This is a genomic window from Sphaerochaeta halotolerans, assembly GCF_003429665.1.
Taxonomy (GTDB): domain Bacteria; phylum Spirochaetota; class Spirochaetia; order Sphaerochaetales; family Sphaerochaetaceae; genus Sphaerochaeta; species Sphaerochaeta halotolerans.
Genome location: NZ_QUWK01000001.1, coordinates 221,306 through 242,047, shown reverse-complemented (window position 1 = coordinate 242,047; position 20,742 = coordinate 221,306). Strand labels below are relative to the sequence as shown.

The following is a 20,742-nucleotide window of genomic DNA, read 5'->3' as shown; positions in this document are numbered from 1 at the left end:
CAGGGAGGACTTGTCCTCCCTGAACAACTGCTCGCTCTGGTTGCACCAAAACCCAATGTCGTTGCTCAACTGAGCATCCTCATTTCTAGTAGGCGGACTCATGCACCCCGGCTACCGCTCTCCCACTCGGTTCATTCATTGCCTTGAAAGCGCGATCCCATTCCAGAGCCGTCGCCGTGGAACAGGCAACAGAATCTTCCCGTGGAACGCAGCGCGCCGCACTCTCACTGGGGAAGTGGGAAGCAAAAAGGGTACGGTAGTAGTACTCCTCCTTGGTGGCAGGGGTGTGGATCGGGTAGCGTTTTGCCGCCAAGGCAAACTGTTCATCGCTGACCAAAGAGCTGGTAAGCTGTTTCAACGTATCAATCCAGCTATAACCTACCCCGTCACTGAACTGCTCCTTCTGCCTCCAGACAATCTCATCTGGAAGATACTCCTTGAACGCCTCTCGAAGAATCCACTTCTCTATGCGCTTGTTCTCCCCAACAACCGGGCAGAGCTTCATATCAGGGTTCAAATTCATCGCAACATCGATGAACTCCTTGTCCAGGAACGGTACCCGTCCCTCAACACCCCAAGCAGCCAATGACTTGTTCGCCCTCAGGCAGTCATAGAGATGCAGCTTGGAGAGCTTCCTGACTGTCTCCTCATGGAACTCCCTGGCATTGGGTGCCTTATGAAAATAGAGATACCCACCGAAGAGTTCATCACTTCCTTCTCCACTAAGCACCATCTTGATCCCCATTGAGCGGATTACGCGGGCAAGCAGGTACATCGGTGTTGCTGCCCTGACCGTGGTGATATCACTGGTCTCCAGATGGTAGATGACATCACTGAGGGCATCGAGAGCCTCCTGGATGGTGAAATGTACCTCATGATGCACCGTCTTGAGATGATCAGCTGCAATGCGTGCAGCTTTCAGGTCGGGAGAACCTTCGAGTCCAATGGCGAATGAGTGGAGCCGTGGCCACCAGGCATCCTCCGTATCGGCACTTTCCACACGTTTTTGTGCATATTTTGAGGTGATTGCCGCAATGATGGAACTGTCCAAACCGCCGGAGAGCAACACCCCGTAGGGAACATCACTCATCAGCTGACGCTTTACCGCTGCTTCCAGTGCCTCACGAACCTGTTCTATCGTACCACCATTGTCCTTGACCGCATCATACCTGGTCCAAGAACGTTCATACCACTTCTTGAGTGTTCGCTCAGGACTGTAGTAAGATTGTCCAGGAGGAAAGAGTTCAATAGCACTACAGGTTCCTTCCAAGGCTTTCAACTCACTTGCCACATAATAGTGCCCCTGGTCATCCCACCCTTGGTAGAGAGGAATGATACCGATATGGTCACGGGCAATGAGGTACACATCCTTTTTCTGGTCATAGAGGGCAAAAGCAAAGATACCATTCAAATCCTCAAGGAAGTCAGGGCCTTTCTCCTGATACAGAGCCAGGATGACTTCGCAGTCACTCTGCGTCTGAAACGCATAGACTCCCTCATACTTTTTTCTGATCTGCTGATGATTGTAGATTTCACCGTTGACAGCCAACACCACATTCCTGTCTGCGCTATACAGCGGCTGACCTCCTGAGAGTGGGTCGACAATAGCTAGTCGTTCATGACTGATGATGGCCTTCTCCCCTTCATACACCCCCGACCAATCGGGACCACGGTGACGAATCTTCCCTGACATGGAAAGAATCTGGGAACGAAAGTCCTTCGCACTACGCTGGATGTCAAACATTCCTACAAATCCACACATCATATACCTCCAAACGTAAAAAGACGCTCCTTGCCCAGTATTTGGGTAGGAACGTCTTTGTTCTTGGAAGGATACTACCTGCTCTTTTACAAAGTTGCAAGTACCTCATCCACTACAGCGAGTACAGCATCAATATCTTTTTTCTCTACAACCAAGGGAGGAACAAAGCGCAGCACATCACTTCCCGCACTTGCCACCAGCACACCCTTGGCAAAACAGGCATCCACCACCTGACGGGGAGGAACGGTGAGAACCAACCCATTGATCAGTCCCTTGCCCCTGACCGCAATGCAGAGATCAGGGTAGCGAACCACCAGCTGCTCAAGCTTCGCTCTCAGATACTCCCCCATCTCCTGGACATGGGCGCAGAAAGCAGGATCGCTGAGACGCCTGACCATCTCTCTCACTGCCGCCATTGCCAGTGGATTGCCCCCAAAAGTAGAAGCATGGTCACCAGGGGTGAAGATGTGGCTTGCTTTTCCTGTAGTAAGCATTGCGCCACAGGGGACTCCACCTGCCAAGGCCTTCGCCGTGGTAAGGACATCGGGTTTCACGCCATAGGCCTGATACGCAAAAGGCTTTCCACTACGTCCCATCCCACACTGCACCTCATCATAGATGAGCAAAAGATTGTGCTCGTCACAGAGGGAGCGAAGCCCCCTCAGGAATGCAGGTTCGGAGGGAACAATTCCTCCCTCCCCCTGGATCGGCTCCACAATGATGGCACAGGTCTTTTCGGTAATGAGGGCTTTCACACTCTCAAGATTATTAAACTCTGCGTAGCTGAACCCTTGCGGAAGGGGTGCAAAGTTCTTATGGTACTTCTTCTGTCCAGTTGCGGTAACGGCACCGTAGGTCCTGCCATGAAATGAATTCATCATGGAGATGATTTCGCTACGGGGGGCCTCACTCTGGTGCCCGAACTTCCTGGCAAGCTTGAGGGAAGCCTCAATGGCTTCCGCCCCGCTATTGCAAAAGAACACTCGCTCCATCTCTGCAAGTGTGCAGAGCTCCTTTGCCGCTTCCACCCCTACCTTGTTGTAGTACAGGTTTGAACAATGCAAGAGTCCCTCGGAAACAACCTTGTTGATTGCATCAGAAAGACCAGGGTCACCATATCCAAGGGCATTGACGGCGATTCCGCCAACAAAGTCGAGATAGTGCTTACCCTCCTCATCAATGAGGTTCATACCCTTTCCACCGGTAAAAACCACTGGTACCTGGGCGTAAGTATCTAATAAGTAATGCTTTCCTGTCTGTATCGTCTCTTGCATGCTCATGAGCGTTCCTCCTTGGTTACCATGGTCCCGATCCCCCGTGTAGTGAATATCTCAAGCAGGATGGCATGAGGAACCCTACCATCAAGTATGTGAACACTTTTTACCCCTTTTGCCAATCCATCGAGACAACACTGTACCTTGGGGATCATGCCACCATTGATCGTACCATCCTGTATGTATGCCTCAGCCTGTTTGGTACTTAGCGTTCTGATGATGGAGGAAGGATCATCCTTGTCCTTGAGAATCCCTTCCACATCGGTGAGAAACACCAGCTTCTGTGCGGAAAGGGAACCAGCAACAGCACTGGCCGCATAGTCTGCATTGATGTTGTAGGTACTTCCTTCCTCATCCGATCCAACCGGGGAGACCACCGGAACAAAGTTGTTGGATAGTAGTGTCTCAAGTAAACTCGTATCGACCTTCTCTACAGTGCCAACGTAGCCAAGGTCGCGTCCTTTCTCATCCAACTTCTTTGAACAAAGCAGTGTACTCCCATCCTTACCACTGATGCCGACTGCACTGATGCCTACCTGCTCCAACTCACTGACCAGACTCTTGGAGATGGAACCACTGAGTACCATCTCGGCAACCTGGGCTGTCTCAGCATCGGTTACACGCAGTCCATCAAGGAACTGGCTCTTTTTTCCCAGACGGTCGAGCATGTTGGTAATCTCCTTGCCTCCGCCATGGACAACCACTGGTTTCAAACCGATGTACTTGAGCATTGCGATGTCTTGGATAACCGACTTTTTCAGCTGTTCGTCAACCATAGCCGAACCGCCATATTTGACCACGACAATACTTCCGGCGAATGTCCTGATGTAGGGAATCGCCTCGATGAGTACCTCAGCCTTGAGAATCTCGTTTTCCATCCTGTGTTTCATCAGCTTCTATAATCTCCATTGATCCGAACATATTCGTAGGAGAGGTCACAGCCCCAAGCGGTGCCTTCCCCCTCTCCGTCCCCGAGTATTGCAAGCGTCTGCACATCCCTCTCAAGCAGGATTCCCTTGGCCATATGCTCGTCAAAATCCAAGGGAGAACCACCGGCTACCACTTGTATCGTCCCCTTGGAAGAAGAGAAAAAGAGGTCCACACCATTCGGATCAAAACAAGCTCCACTGTACCCCATGGCACACAGAATCCGTCCCCAGTTGGCATCACTGCCAAAGAAGGCTGTCTTGACCAGATTACTGCTAATGATTGAACGGGCAAGGGTTTGGGCAGACTGTTTGTCCTTTGCTCCCTTGACTGTTACCTCAAGGAACTTTCCAGCCCCTTCGCCATCACGAACGATTGCCTTTGCGAGCTCCTTATGGACATACAGGAAAGCCTGGGTAAAGGCTTCCCACTGACTGTGGGAAGGAGAAAGCGCATTACACCCACTCTTGCCATTGGCAAGGACCAGGACGGTATCATTGGTCGAGGTATCCCCATCCACACTGATCATATTGTAGGTGTCACGGATGGAGGACCCAAGCAACGCTTGCAGTACTGCCTTATCGATGGTTGCATCGGTGGTAATGAAACTCAACATGGTTGCCATGTTGGGATGAATCATCCCAGAACCCTTCGCCATACCACCGATGGTTACCTGCTTTCCATCAATCTCAAGGGAGACAGCAATTTCTTTGGTGAAGGTGTCGGTGGTGAGAATAGCCTTCGCAGCTTCACGAGCACCTTCTCTCGAGGAAGCAAGCACCTTTGCGCAGGCATCAATCCCAGTGACAATCTTATCCATGGGCAAAGGAAGCCCGATGATGCCGGTAGAACAGACCAGTACTTCTTCAGGCAGCAAACCCAACGTCTTGGCTGTATGCACGGCCATAGCCTCTGCATCCCTCTCCCCTTGGGAAGCAGTGCATGCATTGGCATTGCCACTGTTGATCACAATAGCCCGAGCCTGGGGAGAAGAAGAAACCAGCTTCTGGTCCCAGAGAACCGGGGCTGCTTTCACCAGATTGGTGGTAAAGGATCCTGCAAAACTACAAGGAACCTCACTGTGCACCAAGGCAAGGTCTTTTTTGCGTTTCTTGACACCGCAGGCTACACCATTGGCTGAAAATCCCAAGGCAGCGGTAACGCCACCATCTATTATCTGCATCACTCTATTTCTCCTATAGGGGGCTGGCAACCGTGGAGGCAAGACCAGACTCTTCGCCCAGGTTGCACCGGATATTCATATTTTGCACTGCCTGACCGGCAGCTCCTTTGACCAAGTTGTCGATAGCTCCAATAGCAATAACTCGATTGGTTCTTCCATCAACCTTCCAACCGATGGCACACATGTTCGTGTTCTTGACATATCGGGTCTCAGGAAGACTGGAGCCCATCAAGCGTATAAATGATTCACCAGCGTACCACTTCCGGTATGCCGAGGTTATTTCCGCTTCACTGACCCCTTCCTTCAGATTGGCGTAACAGGTAGAGAGAATCCCTCGATGCATGGGAACCAGATGCGGGGTGAACTGCACGACAAGGTCTGCACCGTTTAGTGCACTCAACTCTTGTTCAATCTCCGGGGTATGGCGATGGGTTGCCACACTATATGCCTTATATGACTCATTGACCTCACAGAACAATGAGCCCAGCTTCTCAGATCGACCAGCACCACTGACACCGCTTGCGCTGTCTATGATCAAGGAAGTTGGATCGACAAGCTTCTCTGCAACCAAGGGAGCCAGGGTGAGAATACTGCAGGTGGTATAGCAACCGGGGTTTGCAATCAGGTTTGCTGTTCCAATACGATCACGATGCAATTCACACAGCCCATAGACTGCCTCCCCAAGCAAATCCTTGCTCCCATGGTCACTCTTGTACCAGCTTTCATAGACACTGCTGTTGCTGAGCCGATAGTCAGCACCGAGGTCAATAATGATGCAACGCTCCAGTATCTCCTTGGTCACCTTATGACTCGCCATCCCATGGGGAAGGGCAAGAAACAAAACAGAGCACCGCTTGCTGGCTTCCTCAATGTCCTCCTCTTCCAATAGCAGGTCACATCCTCCCTGAAGAGAGGGATATATCTCACTGAAACGCTTTCCGCTGTAGGAGTGTGAGGCAAGGTAGGCAATCTCCACCAATGGATGATTTACCAAAAGGGCAACCAATTGTGACCCTGCATAGCCTGTAGCACCAATGACTCCAACTTGTAGCATACGTTCCTCCGTATCATCAATATTAGTATAATTATACAAAAATATTCCTCTTTGACCAGACTCTTTGCATATATTTTCACATAATTGTGTATAAATATTAATTAAACCAATACACCAGCTCTGCAGAAACCTCCAATCCAAGCTTCCTCTGGAGTGAGAGAGACGCCGTATTGCCTGCCACCACATGGCAGTAGGGGGTTATGTCCTGGGAAAGCAGGTGATTGATGTAGGTACGCTCCAGTGCTTCCCCTACATGTCGCCTGCGATACTGGGGCAGCACCTCCAACATGCCCATTGAACACTCAATATGTCTACCCATGAAACCAGCTAGATTGCCATCAGTCTCTGCAGCTATCATGACCCCTGCTTGAAATCGTTCAAGGATATACGCTTCATCGACAAGCTTGTAGTGTTGCAACACCACAGGAAGATCACGATCCATAAGGGGGCGTATGATGATGGACTCATCTTCAACAAGCAATTGTGTGGAGGGATAGACAGCCTGCATGCACTCCAGCGGATCAGTGAGTCCCCGCTCCTTGAATGCAGAAACGAGAGGTCCTGCGTGTACAGAGATTGGACCTTTACTGGTAGGCACAGCCTCGGCAAAGGTGTCTGCTGCCTCTGGATTGAATAGTGTGGCGACATACGCTGTATCCTGAACATGGAGCAATACACCATCTTCATCAGCAATGAGAACTTCTGCTACGCCCTCTTCCAATGGTTCAATCAGGTCAATATAGGTAGTTCTCCCCCTTAGGGAGAGTGTTTCGATTACATCCATAGCCTACTGTAACTCAAGATTGTGCATCTGTCAGTCTCTCAGACTCTTAATTCCATGAAAGGTCAGCCCGACAAGACTGAGGTTATAGAGAACCAGCATGAACCCAGACAAGACAGGAGAGGGATCCCTCAGTACCATCAGCGCAAAGAGGGTACAAAGCATCAACGGGAGAAAGATGAACAGCAAGGTCGCATCCATCCTTCTTGTCATGGTTCCAATGGTTAGGAACAAGGCCCCAATACAGGCTACCAACCCGAGCTCAGCAGTAAGGAGGTAATTAAAGAAGAACTCCCTGGAAACTATCAAGGTAAACAGGGCGAGCAATACGGGTGTAAGGAGCAATACCAAGAGCACTGCAGTTCCCACCACCATCAAGATTGCACTCGGTGATCGTTCTCTCATGCTTCATCTGATCCAAGCATCTTTTCAACAAGCTTGAGCAATACGTCATCAACCACAAGGTCTGCTCGGCTGGTCTTGGCATCAATTCTTGGTCGCTTCATCAATTGCTGATAGGCATCAGCAATCCAAAGCGTTGCTGTTTCTGGTGGTACGATACCGGTATCAATGACTAGATCGAAGAGAGAAGCATCACGTTGGTTGTACTGCAAGTCGGACTGTACAAAGGATGTTCTTACCAGTTCCTGATCTATGAGCGCTTTCCTTGTCTGTTCATCAGTTCCACCCCGCTCTTTCTGCTTTCTCTGGACCCTGAGTTCAAGTGGAGCCTTTATCCTTACATTCAGGACATCAGTATAGCCTTGCAGAAGACCAAACCCTCCTCGTCCGAGCATGACTACATTGCCAACCTTAGCAAATGCACGCATGACTGCAAGCAGAAAGTCAACGGTCAGGTAGCGGTGTTGGTCAAATCGTTCCCAAAATGTAGGAAGACTGTCATAGACTTCGTCAAACCCACTGAAGCCATACTCATGCATGATTTTCTCAATATCTTGCTTGTCCACGAAGGAAAGCCCCAGTTGCTCGGCCACTTGCTTGGCAATAAAGGTTCCTTCACTGCCAATCTGACGGGAAATAGTAATGACTCCCATAGACACCTCCTCTGGTAATTCCATGGTAAGTCCGTACCTCTCAGCTGTCAAGGAACGGCCCTTACAGGTCGTCATAGGAGATGACAAGTACCTGTTCAATGAAGAGTTTAGCAAGCTCAGGATCGAACTGGGATCCTGCGCACCGCTTAATCTCCTTTGCTGCTTCAAGGGTAGAGACTGCTTTGCGGTACGTTCTCTCACTGGTCATCGCATCATACGCATCAACAATGGCAATCATTCTGGATTGCAGAGGAATTGTCGTTCCTCGTATGGCCTTGGGATATCCAGTTCCATCATAGCGCTCATGATGGGCAAGCACATAGGGTGCCAACGCTTGCATGTCCTCTACTGAGCTGAGAATACGAAAGCCAATCTCTGCATGCCTTTTCATCTCCTCCCACTCCAAGGGGGACAGCTTTCCATCCTTGTTGAGAATGTTTTCAGCAATGGCAATTTTTCCGATATCATGCAGCAATCCCACCAGACGCAACTCAGTACACAATCGTTCACTGAGACCAAAGGCTCTTCCCAACTGTTCACTGAGTTCACTGACTCGCCTTGAGTGGGCCTCTTCCCGTTTATTCTTCTCATGGAGCGTGTTGATAATGGCATAGACTGCTTTCCCCTGCATCTGGGGGCTATCGAGCAACTTTTGTGTGGCAAGGTGCTTCTCAGCCAACTGTACGGCCTCATTCAAATCAAATGGTGCATCCTCTACCACATAGAGTCCGAAACTGATTGAAGGAGCAACAGCATCCATTACTCTGAGACGTGATACTTCCTCCGAGGCAACCTCAAGACGAGGCTCACACTCCCTTGCTGTATAGCCAGGCAGCAAGAGTGCAAACTCATCGCCTCCAACTCTGAAAAGGAACGAGCAATCAGGGAAGGTTTCTTGCAATATGACAGCGACCTGTTTCAGGATTCGATTTCCTTCCTCCCGTCCAAAGGCCTCATTGATAATCTTAAGCCGATTCATGTCAGAAAACACGACACTCAAGGGTAGATTCCCCTCCAAAGGCATGCTGCTGATCACCCGCTCGAACTCTACCCGGTTGTATAGATCAGTTAGTGCATCGTGAGTAGATGCATAGAGAATCTGCTGTTCAGCAAGCTTCCGTTTAGTGATATCGACGGTCATACAGAGGCTGTTTATATCTACAAGGTTCTCTTCAGGGAATACACAGAGGGACAGATTCGCCCAGACGGTTGAGCCATCCTTTTTCAGGAAACGCTTATCCAACGTAAGGGAGTCCTCTCCCCCAGTATACATCCTTTGTGTGACGCTGTTGCTCATCTTCACATCTTCAGGGTGGGTGAATTCTGCCCAAGTATGACCAAGCACCTCTTCCCTTGAATATCCCAATATATCGAGATAACTCTGGTTGATATTCTCAATTTCCCCCGTTCTGAGGTTGGTCAGTGACATCCCAATCGGTGCTTTTTCAAATATTGTCTTAAACTGATGTTCGCTTTTTCTCAAGGCAGCGATATCGTTCAAACGGTAGACTTGGCTGAAGAGCAGGAGACAGAGCAAGTATGTTCCTATCGGATAGAAAACCAGAATGGGAAATGTCATCACAGAAAAGACCTGAACCCTCACCGAAGAGGGCATAAGCAACATGCACAGGAGCATGATTACATGGTTCAACAAACCAACAAGATAGAACTCGATATTGATATTGCTCCGTTTCTCAAGCACTGTGGTGTAGCGGAAATGATGCCAAAGCGTTCCAACAATTGTACTTGAAATGATAGTCGCTAATCCTGCATAGAGACCAGCTCCGCCATTCAAGACTCTGAATATTGCCATCATCAAGCTTCCAATAAATGTCGGTAGTATTCCAAAGACCATACCCGAGACGACAATAAGGATGGAACGAGAATCAAATACAACACCTTGTTCGAGAATGAAAGGGTTGAGCATTACCAAGATTCCTACGACACCAATAATGAACCCAATCAGGATATGGTAGGAATATACCTTTTCTGGGTTCTTGAATGGATAGGTAGCGAAAAAGACACTGAGGGTCAACAACATTGCAATGTTGAAGAGAACATTAGCCATTAGAGTTCCCTCATAGATGGGGTAAACAAACATACCTTATTCCTTCCTGACGCTTTTGCTCTATACAAGGCAATATCAGCTTCGCTAATCAAAGAGATGGAAGAAATATTAGGACCTTGCACCCGGGCAACACCTATAGAGATGTGAACATTCAATTCCAGGTTCTGGAAGAAGAACGGCTTTGAAGCGACATGTATTCGCAAATCCTCTGCAATTGCAACTGCCTCAGTATCGCTCTTGTTTGTCACTGCAATGATAAACTCGTCCCCACCGTATCGTGCAATAGCTCTACTATGCTTGATTACCTCTCTTACACGAGAGGCAAACTCCTGAAGCACCGCGTCCCCAGCTAGGTGCCCATAGGTGTCGTTGATATTCTTGAAATGATCGATGTCACAGATCAGGATATGAGCCCTCCCCGCTTCCCTGAGATGAAGAGAAACACGTTGCAGGAAGTAGCGACGATTATACAATCCAGTCAGGGGATCTATATTGGAAAGATCCCTGAGTTGCTTATGCAGGGTCCGCCTCTCCGTGATGTTGATGATCAGCACTGACACAGCCCGCTGCCCCTGATAGGGTTTCTCCAAGGGATACATCCGGGCCTCAAACCATTGCGTTCCCCCCGGGCCATTCTTGGTGGTAAGGGTGACGTCCTCGGTTTCCAACTGGTAATCGAAGGTGTTCAGTTTTCCTGATTCCAAGGTATGATGCACCTGCCCCATGAAGAAGTCAGCAAACTTCTTGGGCATAAAGCCATAGATGTTCTTTCCTTTCAAGGGAATTCCATCATCATAAAGCGAGCGTTCTGTTCCTCCGAGTACCTCAAGATAGGTACCATCCTCACCCACCACGATAAAAGGGTCTGGAATGGTGTTGAACAGTGACCTTGAAATATCATCAAGGAGAGGAATAGTCTGTTCTTGCTTCGTTTTCATACCCCACATGGTAGTCTGCAAAAGCAAGGAATTCAATTGGCTTGTACGGTTATTTGTAAGAAAGAAGACACTGAATACCCTACAAAGAGGGGGCTTTCCGACACAACTCAGAAAGCCCCCAGCACGAAGCAACACAACGTGTTACACGGAATACAGAAGTGATTCGTATGTGGGAATGGGCCAGTACTGCTGATCAGTGAGGAGTTCAGCAGTATCACACAGAGAGCGAACCTGTGCCATCTGGGCAAGGACTGTATCATGATAGAAGTAGCTTTCACTGCTTATATCTTCTACCATTCTCGCTTCCAGGAGTTGCTGTTCCAGCAGAGCTACTTCCTTATCCAATCCATCGGCAAGATTACTCAACTCAGCAATCAGCCCTGCCTCATAGGAAAGTGAAAGGGAGGATACTGCTGCTTTCTTGTCCAGAAAACTTCTTGCCAGTGCCCCGCTGAAAGCACTCAGGGCAGGAAGTACTTGTTTTCTCATCATATCGACGAGCGTGAGCGCCTCGATATTGAGTGTCTTGCAATAGTTTTCCAGGACAATCTCATAGCGACTATGCATCTCTGATGAGGAGAGCACCCCGAACTTCTCAAACAGCGCAATGTTTTTCGCATGAATAAAGGTGGGGAGGGCTTCAGGGGTGCTTACGAGGTTCAGCAATCCCCTTCTCTTTGCCTCATCAATCCATTCAGGTGCATAGTTGTTGCCATTGAACACAATCCTTCTGTGCTTGCTATAGGTCTCTTTTACCAAGGCAGAGAGTTCACTTTCGAAATCCTTTGCCTGCTCCAACTGATTGGCAAAACGGGAGAGTTGCTCAGCAATTATCGTATTCAGGACAAAGTTTGGTCCAGAGACAGAGAACGAGGAACCGAGCATACGGAACTCGAATTTGTTGCCGGTAAAGGCAAATGGACTGGTGCGGTTTCGGTCGGTGGTATCCCTGGGGAATGGAGGCAAGAGGTTTACTCCAAGCAGCATGGAGGATCTCTCTTTATTGGGATAATCGGTTCCGTCAACAAGGGAATCAAGAATTTCAGTCAACTCTTCCCCAAGGAACATGCTGACGATGGCCGGAGGAGCCTCATTGGCACCGAGGCGATGATCATTCCCTGCACTGGCAACCGAGACGCGAAGCAGGTCCTGATACTCATCCACAGCAGCGATTACCGCTACAAGGAAGAGCAGGAACTGAGCATTGTCCTTTGGGTTGTCTCCCGGTTCCAGAAGGTTCAGCCCTGTGTCCGTTGAGATCGACCAGTTGTTGTGTTTCCCTGATCCGTTCACCCCAGCAAACGGTTTCTCGTGCAGTAAACAGACAAGACCATGCTTATTGGCAATTTTCTTCATTATTTCCATAGTCAGCTGGTTCTGATCGACGGCAAGGTTGCTTGTGGTAAAGACGGGAGCAAGCTCATGCTGGCTGGGAGCAACCTCGTTATGTTCTGTCTTGGCAAAGATTCCAAGTTTCCAAAGTTCTTCATCCAGCTCCTGCATGAAGGCAGAAACACGACTCTTGAGATTGCCGAAGTAGTGGTCCTCCAACTCCTGGCCCTTTGGGGGGCGTGCCCCTACAAGGGTACGACCAGTGTGGATCAAGTCCTTGCGTTGCAGGTAGAGGTCCTTATCAACCAGGAAATACTCCTGCTCAGGTCCTACCGTGGTCACCACACGCTTCACATCACTTCGCCCAAAGAGTTTCAGAATCCTGATGGCCTCACGGCTTATGACTTCCATGGAACGAAGCAATGGGGTTTTCTTGTCCAATACTTCTCCGCTATAAGAGCAGAACGCAGTAGGGATACAGAGTGTATTCTCCTTGATAAATGCATAACTGGAAGGGTCCCAAGCAGTATACCCACGCGCCTCGAAGGTTGCCCTGAGGCCACCGGACGGGAACGAAGATGCATCAGGCTCTCCCTTGATCAACTCTTTTCCACTGAACTCCATAAGGGCGATACCTTCAGAGGAAGGAACCAAAAAACTCTCATGCTTTTCTGCGGTAATGCTGGTCATGGGCTGAAACCAGTGACAATAGTGGGTAGCACCTTCACTCAAGGCCCACTCCTTCATGGCATGGGCAACCTGGTTGGCAATATCCAGATTCAGTTCTTTTCCTACCCTGATGGTCTCTTTCAGCTGGCGGTAGGTGTCTTTTGAGAGATACTCTTTCATCTTCTCGTACCCAAATACCATGCTCCCAAAATACTGATCTGCTCGTTCTTTCATACAGTCCTCCACTCTCTATAATGCACAAACGGGGTCCCCGGCAGCCCGGGCGCTTTGCTTACAGCATCGCCTGGGCTACCCACCTGCCCCAATCCGACAAGAATCCTTCTGCCGGAAACGCACAAAAGGCGCTGTAGCCCAAACTGGACTACAGCGCCTTTGCTGATGTTTCTTTTTACACCAGAGCGGGTACTTCTGTCAATCAGGGAGCCTTGGTTTCCTTCTTATTCACCTCGAAAGTGAGATGAACACTACGTATCAGGTATAGAGAAAGGTTTGCATCCCCATGGATTTTGCAGTCTCGATATTGCGTTTCGCATCGTCTATGAACAGAATGTGCTGAGGGGCTGTCTGTACTTGCTCTATGACGTGATGGAAGATTGGCTTTTCTGGCTTATTCATCCCCAGGATTCCTGAGATGACAAACAAATCAAAGCAAGCAGTTGCCCAGTAGGTACCGTGCACAAGCCGCTCATAGGTCTCTGAGGCCATATTTGATACCAGCACTGTCTTGATCCCCCTACTACGCATATCACATACCCACCTCACCATCCTGGGCCGTATGTGTGAGAAACCAAGAAGATCTATGGTAAAGAGCAATTGCAGGGTCTCCTCATCATCTCTGAGAGGACTGTAACAATCAGTCAACACATGATGAAAGTAACAATATGCATCATATTCACCTGAATCGAGCCTATCTCTTCGTTCCCAATAGGGAATTTCAAACGCATCAAGTGGCACCTGAGCCATATCTGCCAAGAGACTGAGGGTGTCTCTATCGATGAAGTCACTCATAACTCCCCCAAAATCGACGGCAAGAGCCTTCACCTGCATTGCGTGCAAATCCAATTGGAATACATCTCGTATGGTCCCCATTACTATCCTCTTTGCATGAACGTTCTTGTAACGATTCTAATCGAGTTTGATGCTTGTGTGGAGAGCCAGCTGATGTATCCATACAGAATCAGTACCTTCCATGACTGGTAATGAAAGGCACTACTCACCTTGCAAAATGCTATTTCCAGGGATAGGCTTGGGATATGAATGCAACTCTGATCAAAACAATTTCTGAAATGGTGGAACAAGCCTGCGCTTCAGAACGAAACAAGATTGGGTATGAGCTCTGGAAGTCTCATATCAAGCCGATGATTCCCATCGCACAAGAACTTGCTGTCGTCCATAAAGCGGATGAAGAAATTGTGACGCTGGCTGTCTTGCTCCATGACTTGGCGGAAGTAGAGGATATTGCAAAAAGGGAATTTTATCCTAACTCTGCTGCCCAACGTGCTCGAGAAGTTCTTGCAATGTATCAATATCCCGTTGATAAAACTGAACTGGTCGCAAGGTGTATTCAGAATCATACAGCCGACTTGAACATCCCTGAGGAACAGTGTGTGGCTGATGCCCATGAACTCATAAAGATCGTGGATATTCCAAGCCTGTTTTATGATGCATACCATCATGAGCATCTTGGCATTGCTGAAGGGAAAAACTGGGTGGAATCATGCTGGGCACAGGTAAGCCCTCTCTCCCAGTCTCTGTATCAGGATAGGTATACATTGGCAAGACACCTTACACAAGGCAATGTTTGTAAGCCTTATTCCTATGAAACAGATCTTGAGCGAACGCTTTCTGAACTCGTAGAGAAAGCTTGCATGTCTGAGAAGAATGTCTATGGATATGGAATGTGGGAAAACCATATTTGTCCAATGGTACCTATAGGAAATGCATTGTCAGAGCTCCACGGAGCTGATGCAGAAATTGTTCGCATAGCCATACTGCTCCATGACCTGGCAGGTATTGAGGATTATTCCAAAGCAGCAGATCATCACATCCATGGAGCGCAGAGAGCCAAGCACCTCTTACAAGAAGCAGGATATCCTTCAGATAAAACCGACCTGGTTGCAAGGTGCATACTGCACCATAGAGGTAGTGTTATACTGCCAAAGGAAACACCGGAAGAGCGATGCCTCGCTGATGCCGATGCCGTTGCGCATATGTCTGACCTCCCTTCCTTGTTCTTCATGGCATACGAAAAAAAAGGGTTGGGATTTGAAGATGGGAAAAAATGGGTCAAGAAGAAAATCCTGAGAGATTGGCAGAAGATGAGCGAAATTGCAAGGCAAAGCTATTGTAATCAGTATGATGCGATCATGCATATATTGGTTTCGTAGCACCATCAATCTCTTCATATACCCCAATCTGTGTTATGCAGAATGAAAAGTATCAATACCCAAAGACAAGTCCATCATTTTACATATTTTATTCAATAATAAAGACTTAGATACATATATCCCTTCTCATTCCCTCCCCTCGTGACAAACACATGCATTTTCGCTATGATAAGGCATATTCAATTGGACAAAGGCGTCCATCAGAGGTACCTCGCGTATGCAAGGTATCTGTGGTGGGCGCCTTTTTTTCGTATCCAAGGAGAAGCCCTATGAACGGATACCATCAACGAACACCTTTGGAGGGAGAGGTCCGCATTCCCAGCGGATGTGCTATCAGTGGCATTATTTCACGGAGCGGAAAACGATTTTCCGGACGGGAAGCCATCTCCTCAATTGCTGTCATGCACGATCGCTCGAACGGACTCGGAGGAGGCTTTGCCGGGTATGGCATCTACCCCGAATATGCTGACTTCTATGCGCTGCATGTCTTTTATTATTCCAGTGAGGCAAAACGGAGTTGCGAGGACTTCCTTGAAGAGCACTTCGATTTGATCAACCTCTCCAAAATTCCTACCACGAAGCACCACGCCATCACTGATGAGCCACTCATCTGGCGTTACTTCGTCACGCCACTTCCTACCAAACTTGCATCCAGTCAGTTGGATGAAAATGAATACACCGCAAGATGTGTCATCAAGATAAACCGAGAAATTGATGGTGCCTATGTCTTTTCATCCGGAAAGAACATGGGTGTCTTCAAGGCAGTGGGCTATCCGGAGGACGTTGGTGAGTTTTATCGTCTCGACGACTACGAAGGATACAGTTGGACCGTCCATGGTCGCTACCCGACCAACACCCCCGGTTGGTGGGGAGGAGCCCACCCCTTCAGCCTGCTCGATTACAGCGTAGTACACAATGGGGAAATATCGAGTTATGACGCAAACCGGCGTTTCATTGAGATGTTCGGCTATTCCTGCACCTTGATGACCGACACCGAGGTCATTACCTATATGATCGACTACCTCCACAGAAAACAAGGTTTGAGTTTTGAAGAGGTAGCCAATGTCATTGCAGCTCCCTTCTGGTCGACCATTGAAAGAAAATCCCAAGAGGAAAAAGAGGTGTGTACCTATTTGAGAAATACCTTTGCAAGCATGCTGATCACCGGACCATTCTCCATCATCCTCGGCTTCAGTGGAGGGCTGATGGCACTCAACGACAGACTCAAACTCAGAAGCCTTGTCGCAGCAGAGAAGGATGACCGGGTCTACCTGGCCAGTGAGGAAGCAGCTATCAGGGTCATTTGTCCTGAACCCGACCGGCTCTGGTACCCAAGTGGTGGGAAACCGGTCATCGTCACCCTGGAAGGTCAACAAGGAGGGCAAGATGGGCATCAATTACCTGTATCCGGACTTTGAAGTAGTAAGAAACCAAGATAGATGCATCTCCTGCAGGGTGTGCGAAAGGCAATGTGCGAATGAGGTCCACTCATTTGATGAGGCCACAGGTCGCATGAAAGCTGATGAAAGCAAGTGCGTCAATTGTCATCGCTGCGTTTCCCTCTGCCCTACCCGTGCCCTGAAGATTGTCAAGACGGACCATACGTTCAAGGAAAATGCAAACTGGAAGGGAGAGGTCATCCAGGATATCTATCGGCAGGCAGAGAGCGGTGGTGTTCTGCTAGCCTCAATGGGCACCCCCAAGGACTATCCAGTCTACTGGGACAAAATGCTGGTGAATGCGAGCCAGGTAACCAACCCTTCCATCGACCCGCTTCGCGAGCCAATGGAGACCAGAACCTACCTTGGGCAGAAAGAATCTGTAATAAAGAGGGATGCAAATGGAAAAATAATCACCAAGACCGCTCCCCAGCTGAAGCTGGAGATTCCCATCATGTTCAGTGCCATGTCCTATGGGTCCATCTCCTACAACGCCCACAAATCCCTCGCGCTTGCTGCCCAAGAACTCGGTATCTACTACAACACCGGTGAAGGGGGCTTGCATGAGGACTTCTATCAGTATGGAAAGAACACTATCGTCCAGGTAGCCAGCGGCAGATTTGGGGTACACCCCGGTTACTTGAATGCAGGAGCAGCCATTGAGATCAAGATGGGACAGGGAGCGAAGCCCGGCATCGGGGGACACCTTCCCGGTTCCAAGATTGGGGAAGATATCTCAAAGACCCGGATGATCCCGCTCCACAGTGATGCGATCAGCCCAGCACCCCATCATGACATCTACTCCATTGAGGACCTCAGACAGCTGGTCTTTGCCCTCAAGGAAGCGACTGCCTATACCAAACCGATCATTGTAAAAGTGGCTGCAGTACACAACATCAGTGCAATCGCCAGTGGTATTGCCCGTAGCGGTGCAGACATCATCGCAATCGATGGCTTTCGAGGAGGAACCGGGGCAGCTCCTGCCAGGACAAGAGACAATGTCGGAATTCCCATCGAACTGGCCTTGGCCAGTGTTGATGAACGACTGCGTCAAGAAGGCATACGCGGCAATGTAAGTCTTGTGGTAGGTGGTTCAATCCGCAGCAGCAGTGATGTATTGAAGGCCATAGCCTTGGGTGCAGATGCGGTCTATGTAGCCACCAGTGCCCTAATCGCCCTTGGCTGCCATCTTTGCCGCACCTGCCATAGCGGGAAGTGCAACTGGGGAATTGCAACCCAGAACCCCGAGTTGGTCAAACGTCTCAACCCAGAGGTGGGTAGCGAGCGATTGGTCAACCTTATCACTGCCTGGAACCATGAACTCAAGGAGATGATGGGAGGAATGGGGATAAACTCCATCGAGGCACTCAGAGGAAACCGCTTGATGCTCAGAGGTATCGGCCTGCATGAGACTGAGCTGAACATCCTCGGTATCAAACATGCCGGGGCGTAGGAGGAACTGATGAAAAAGATCTACGTCAATGAACAGTGGTGTTTGGCCTGTCATCTTTGTGAATATTACTGTGCGTATGCAAACAGCGGACTCTCCGACATGGTGCAGGCATTGAAGGACAAACCCTTGCATCCGAGGATACAGGTGGAACAGAGAGGGACAGTAAGCTTTGCGGTGAACTGCCGCCATTGCAGTGAACCATTGTGCCTGAAGAGCTGCATAGCCGGTGCCATCACAGAGAAAGATGGCCTGATCGTTATCGACCAGGACAAGTGCGTCGGTTGCTACAGCTGCATCATGGCATGCCCCTATGGTGCCTTGATGCCAAGTGAAAGTGGGGTTATGCAAAAGTGCGAACTCTGTGCCACAAACAGCCATGGACTCCCTGTTTGTGTACAAGGATGCCCAAACCAGGCCATCGTTTATGAGGAGCGGTAGCATGCAGTATGTCATTATCGGAAACTCCATCACCAGTGTGGGTTGCATTGAATCCATCCGAAAACATGATACCACAGGAGCTATCACGGTCATCGGGGAAGAAAACCATCCCATCTATGCCCGGCCCCTCATCTCCTACCTATTACAAGGTAAGACTGATGAGCAGAAGATGACCTATCGGGATGAAGGATTCTACCAAAAGCATGGAGTACAGGTGCTCACAGGAAGGAGAGTGGAAAAGATTGAAGTGGAAGGACAGCTACTTCGCTTGGATGATGGTTCATCCATGCAGTATGACAAGCTACTCATAGCAACAGGCTCCATTCCCTTCATCCCACCTATGAAAAATCTTGAGGAGGTGGAGCATCGCCATACCTTTCTCTCCTTATCTGATGCAAAGGAGCTTGAAGCAGAACTGCAACCCAGCAGCCGAGTGCTCATCATCGGGGCCGGTTTGATCGGACTCAAGTGTGCCGAGGGAATTCTGGAACGTGTACAATCGGTGACGGTTGTCGATTTGGCAGACAGAATACTCTCCAGCATTCTCGACGAAGAAGGCTCGGCGCGGGTACAGACCCATCTGGAACAGATAGGAATTCGTTTCCATCTAGGAGACAGCGTCCGTGAGTTCTGTGGCCAGGAGGCACTCCTGACCAGTGGCAAGGTCGTGGGGTTCGATATCCTCGTACTGGCTGTTGGGGTAAAGCCAAACATAGCATTGGCGAAGGATGCTGGACTTGCTGTCAACAAGGGAATTCTCATCGACCAAGCATGCAGAACCAGCAATCCACATATCTGGGCTGGAGGGGACTGCAGTGAGGGGTGGGAGCTTTTGAGCGGGGAAAGACGGAATCTTGCCCTGCTGCCGAATGCCTATATGCAGGGAGAGACCGCTGGATATTCCATGGCTGAAAATGAGCAACGCTTTGAGAATGCCATTGCAATGAATGCGATTGGCTTCTTCGGCTTGCATATCATTACAGCCGGGATATACCAAGGGGAGGATCTTTGTTTTGCCACGGAGAAAGGATACAAGCGACTTTTCATCAAGGACGATCACCTTGTTGGATGCATCCTGATAGGGGACCAGGTTGCGCGAGGGGGAATCTATACTAATCTGATTAGAAGCAGAACAGACCTCAGAACACTCGACTTTGCCATGATCAGCGAACAACCGGCCTTGATGGCGTTTGCACAGAAGGTGCGAAGTGAACAGCTTGGGAGGGCACAATGAAACACATTGACGTAGGAATGATGCAATACCGCCAATTGAATGAACAAATACGAGAGAGTAAAGCAAAGCAATTTATACTGTCCTCAGTAACCGGTCAGCGGTACATTGGGTGTGCTCAGAAAGACAAGACCATTACCATCAATGGTACTCCGGGCAATGGTCTTGGTTCCTATCTGGACGGTGCAACGCTCATTGTGAACGGCAATGCACAGGATGCAACGGGTGATACCATGAACGAAGGCGCTATCATTGTACATGGCTCCTGTGGGGACGGGACAGGATATGCGATGCGAGGGGGAAAGCTCTATATCCGCGACAGTGCTGGCTACCGCTGTGGCATTCATATGAAAGCGTTCGAAGAGAGGCAACCGCTTCTGATCATCGGCGACAGGGCCGGCAGTTTCCTTGGGGAGTACCAAGCAGGTGGTACCATCATTGTGTTGGGTATGAACCAAGAAGGGAAAGCTCCGGTAGGATATTTCTGTGGGACAGGGATGCATGGTGGCACAATCTATTTACGCTGTGATACACTTCCTCAGGGCTTGCCACCACAGGTTGCAGTGCATGATGCCGATGAAGATGACAAAGCGCTCCTGTTTGAGTTACTGGATGAGTACTGTGCCCTTTTCAAGCTCGATAAAGCACAGTTGCTTGCATCGCATTTTTACGTACTGAGTGCCAACAGCACCACGCCCTATCGGATGATGTATACCCATGTATGACAGAG

At 49.3% G+C, this 20,742-nt stretch carries 18 protein-coding genes; 6 read left to right on the top strand and 12 right to left on the bottom strand.

Going from position 1 to position 20,742, the window contains the following annotated elements; all coding sequences use genetic code 11:
• Positions 1 to 85 precede the first annotated feature (85 nt).
• The 12 genes from asnB to DYP60_RS01040 form a co-directional block, all read right to left on the bottom strand.
• Positions 86 to 1,762: an asparagine synthase B gene (gene asnB / locus DYP60_RS01095; RefSeq protein ID WP_117329017.1), complete on the bottom strand. Its 1,677-nt coding sequence runs from the start codon at positions 1,760 to 1,762 to the stop codon at positions 86 to 88.
• An 86-nt stretch (positions 1,763 to 1,848) separates the two neighbouring features.
• Positions 1,849 to 3,042, bottom strand: coding sequence for an aspartate aminotransferase family protein (locus DYP60_RS01090; RefSeq protein ID WP_117329016.1), 1,194 nt, complete (start codon positions 3,040 to 3,042; stop codon positions 1,849 to 1,851).
• Positions 3,039 to 3,926: an acetylglutamate kinase gene (gene argB / locus DYP60_RS01085; protein WP_117329015.1), complete on the bottom strand. Its 888-nt coding sequence runs from the start codon at positions 3,924 to 3,926 to the stop codon at positions 3,039 to 3,041. The genes DYP60_RS01090 and argB overlap by 4 nt, the downstream gene beginning before the upstream one ends.
• A complete protein-coding gene (argJ, locus tag DYP60_RS01080) occupies positions 3,926 to 5,146 on the bottom strand; it encodes a bifunctional ornithine acetyltransferase/N-acetylglutamate synthase (protein ID WP_117329014.1) in 1,221 nt (406 codons plus the stop codon). Before argJ ends, argB begins: the two co-directional genes overlap by 1 nt.
• Before the next feature lie 13 nt (positions 5,147 to 5,159).
• On the bottom strand, positions 5,160 to 6,200 hold the full coding sequence (gene argC / locus DYP60_RS01075; protein WP_117329013.1) for an N-acetyl-gamma-glutamyl-phosphate reductase: 1,041 nt from the start codon (positions 6,198 to 6,200) through the stop codon (positions 5,160 to 5,162).
• Positions 6,201 to 6,297: 97 nt separating this feature from the next.
• A complete protein-coding gene (locus DYP60_RS01070) occupies positions 6,298 to 6,984 on the bottom strand; it encodes a GNAT family N-acetyltransferase (protein WP_117329012.1) in 687 nt (228 codons plus the stop codon).
• 30 nt (positions 6,985 to 7,014) lie between these two features.
• Entirely contained in the window at positions 7,015 to 7,386 is a 372-nt protein-coding gene (locus tag DYP60_RS01065) for a hypothetical protein (RefSeq protein WP_117329011.1), read from the bottom strand.
• Positions 7,383 to 8,036 carry a cytidylate kinase-like family protein gene (locus tag DYP60_RS01060; RefSeq protein ID WP_117329010.1) on the bottom strand — a complete coding sequence of 218 codons (654 nt, stop codon included), beginning with the start codon at positions 8,034 to 8,036 and terminating at the stop codon, positions 7,383 to 7,385. The genes DYP60_RS01065 and DYP60_RS01060 overlap by 4 nt, the downstream gene beginning before the upstream one ends.
• Before the next feature lie 61 nt (positions 8,037 to 8,097).
• Positions 8,098 to 10,104, bottom strand: coding sequence for an HD domain-containing phosphohydrolase (locus DYP60_RS01055; protein WP_117329116.1), 2,007 nt, complete (start codon positions 10,102 to 10,104; stop codon positions 8,098 to 8,100).
• Positions 10,104 to 11,042 carry a sensor domain-containing diguanylate cyclase gene (locus DYP60_RS01050; RefSeq protein WP_117329115.1) on the bottom strand — a complete coding sequence of 313 codons (939 nt, stop codon included), beginning with the start codon at positions 11,040 to 11,042 and terminating at the stop codon, positions 10,104 to 10,106. Before DYP60_RS01050 ends, DYP60_RS01055 begins: the two co-directional genes overlap by 1 nt.
• 141 nt (positions 11,043 to 11,183) lie before the next feature.
• Positions 11,184 to 13,277: a glutamine synthetase III family protein gene (locus DYP60_RS01045; RefSeq protein ID WP_117329009.1), complete on the bottom strand. Its 2,094-nt coding sequence runs from the start codon at positions 13,275 to 13,277 to the stop codon at positions 11,184 to 11,186.
• Positions 13,278 to 13,535: 258 nt separating this feature from the next.
• Entirely contained in the window at positions 13,536 to 14,153 is a 618-nt protein-coding gene (locus tag DYP60_RS01040) for an HAD-IA family hydrolase (protein ID WP_117329008.1), read from the bottom strand.
• A gap of 164 nt (positions 14,154 to 14,317) precedes the next feature.
• Here DYP60_RS01040 and DYP60_RS01035 point away from each other — a divergent pair, with 164 nt between their 5' ends.
• From DYP60_RS01035 to DYP60_RS01010, 6 genes are all read left to right on the top strand, one after another.
• Complete coding sequence (locus DYP60_RS01035; RefSeq protein ID WP_117329007.1) at positions 14,318 to 15,451, top strand: HD domain-containing protein; 1,134 nt, start codon at positions 14,318 to 14,320, stop codon at positions 15,449 to 15,451.
• Between the two features lie 269 nt (positions 15,452 to 15,720).
• Complete coding sequence (locus tag DYP60_RS01030; protein WP_117329006.1) at positions 15,721 to 16,869, top strand: class II glutamine amidotransferase; 1,149 nt, start codon at positions 15,721 to 15,723, stop codon at positions 16,867 to 16,869.
• Positions 16,838 to 18,343 (top strand): glutamate synthase-related protein, encoded by a 1,506-nt coding sequence (locus tag DYP60_RS01025; RefSeq protein WP_117329005.1) that lies wholly within the window; start codon positions 16,838 to 16,840, stop codon positions 18,341 to 18,343. The genes DYP60_RS01030 and DYP60_RS01025 overlap by 32 nt, the downstream gene beginning before the upstream one ends.
• Positions 18,344 to 18,352: 9 nt before the next feature.
• Entirely contained in the window at positions 18,353 to 18,781 is a 429-nt protein-coding gene (locus tag DYP60_RS01020; RefSeq protein WP_117329004.1) for a 4Fe-4S dicluster domain-containing protein, read from the top strand.
• A 1-nt stretch (position 18,782) separates the two neighbouring features.
• Positions 18,783 to 20,015 carry an NAD(P)/FAD-dependent oxidoreductase gene (locus DYP60_RS01015; protein ID WP_117329003.1) on the top strand — a complete coding sequence of 411 codons (1,233 nt, stop codon included), beginning with the start codon at positions 18,783 to 18,785 and terminating at the stop codon, positions 20,013 to 20,015.
• Positions 20,012 to 20,737, top strand: coding sequence for a GltB/FmdC/FwdC-like GXGXG domain-containing protein (locus tag DYP60_RS01010; protein WP_117329002.1), 726 nt, complete (start codon positions 20,012 to 20,014; stop codon positions 20,735 to 20,737). The genes DYP60_RS01015 and DYP60_RS01010 overlap by 4 nt, the downstream gene beginning before the upstream one ends.
• The last annotated feature ends 5 nt before the right edge of the window (positions 20,738 to 20,742 follow it).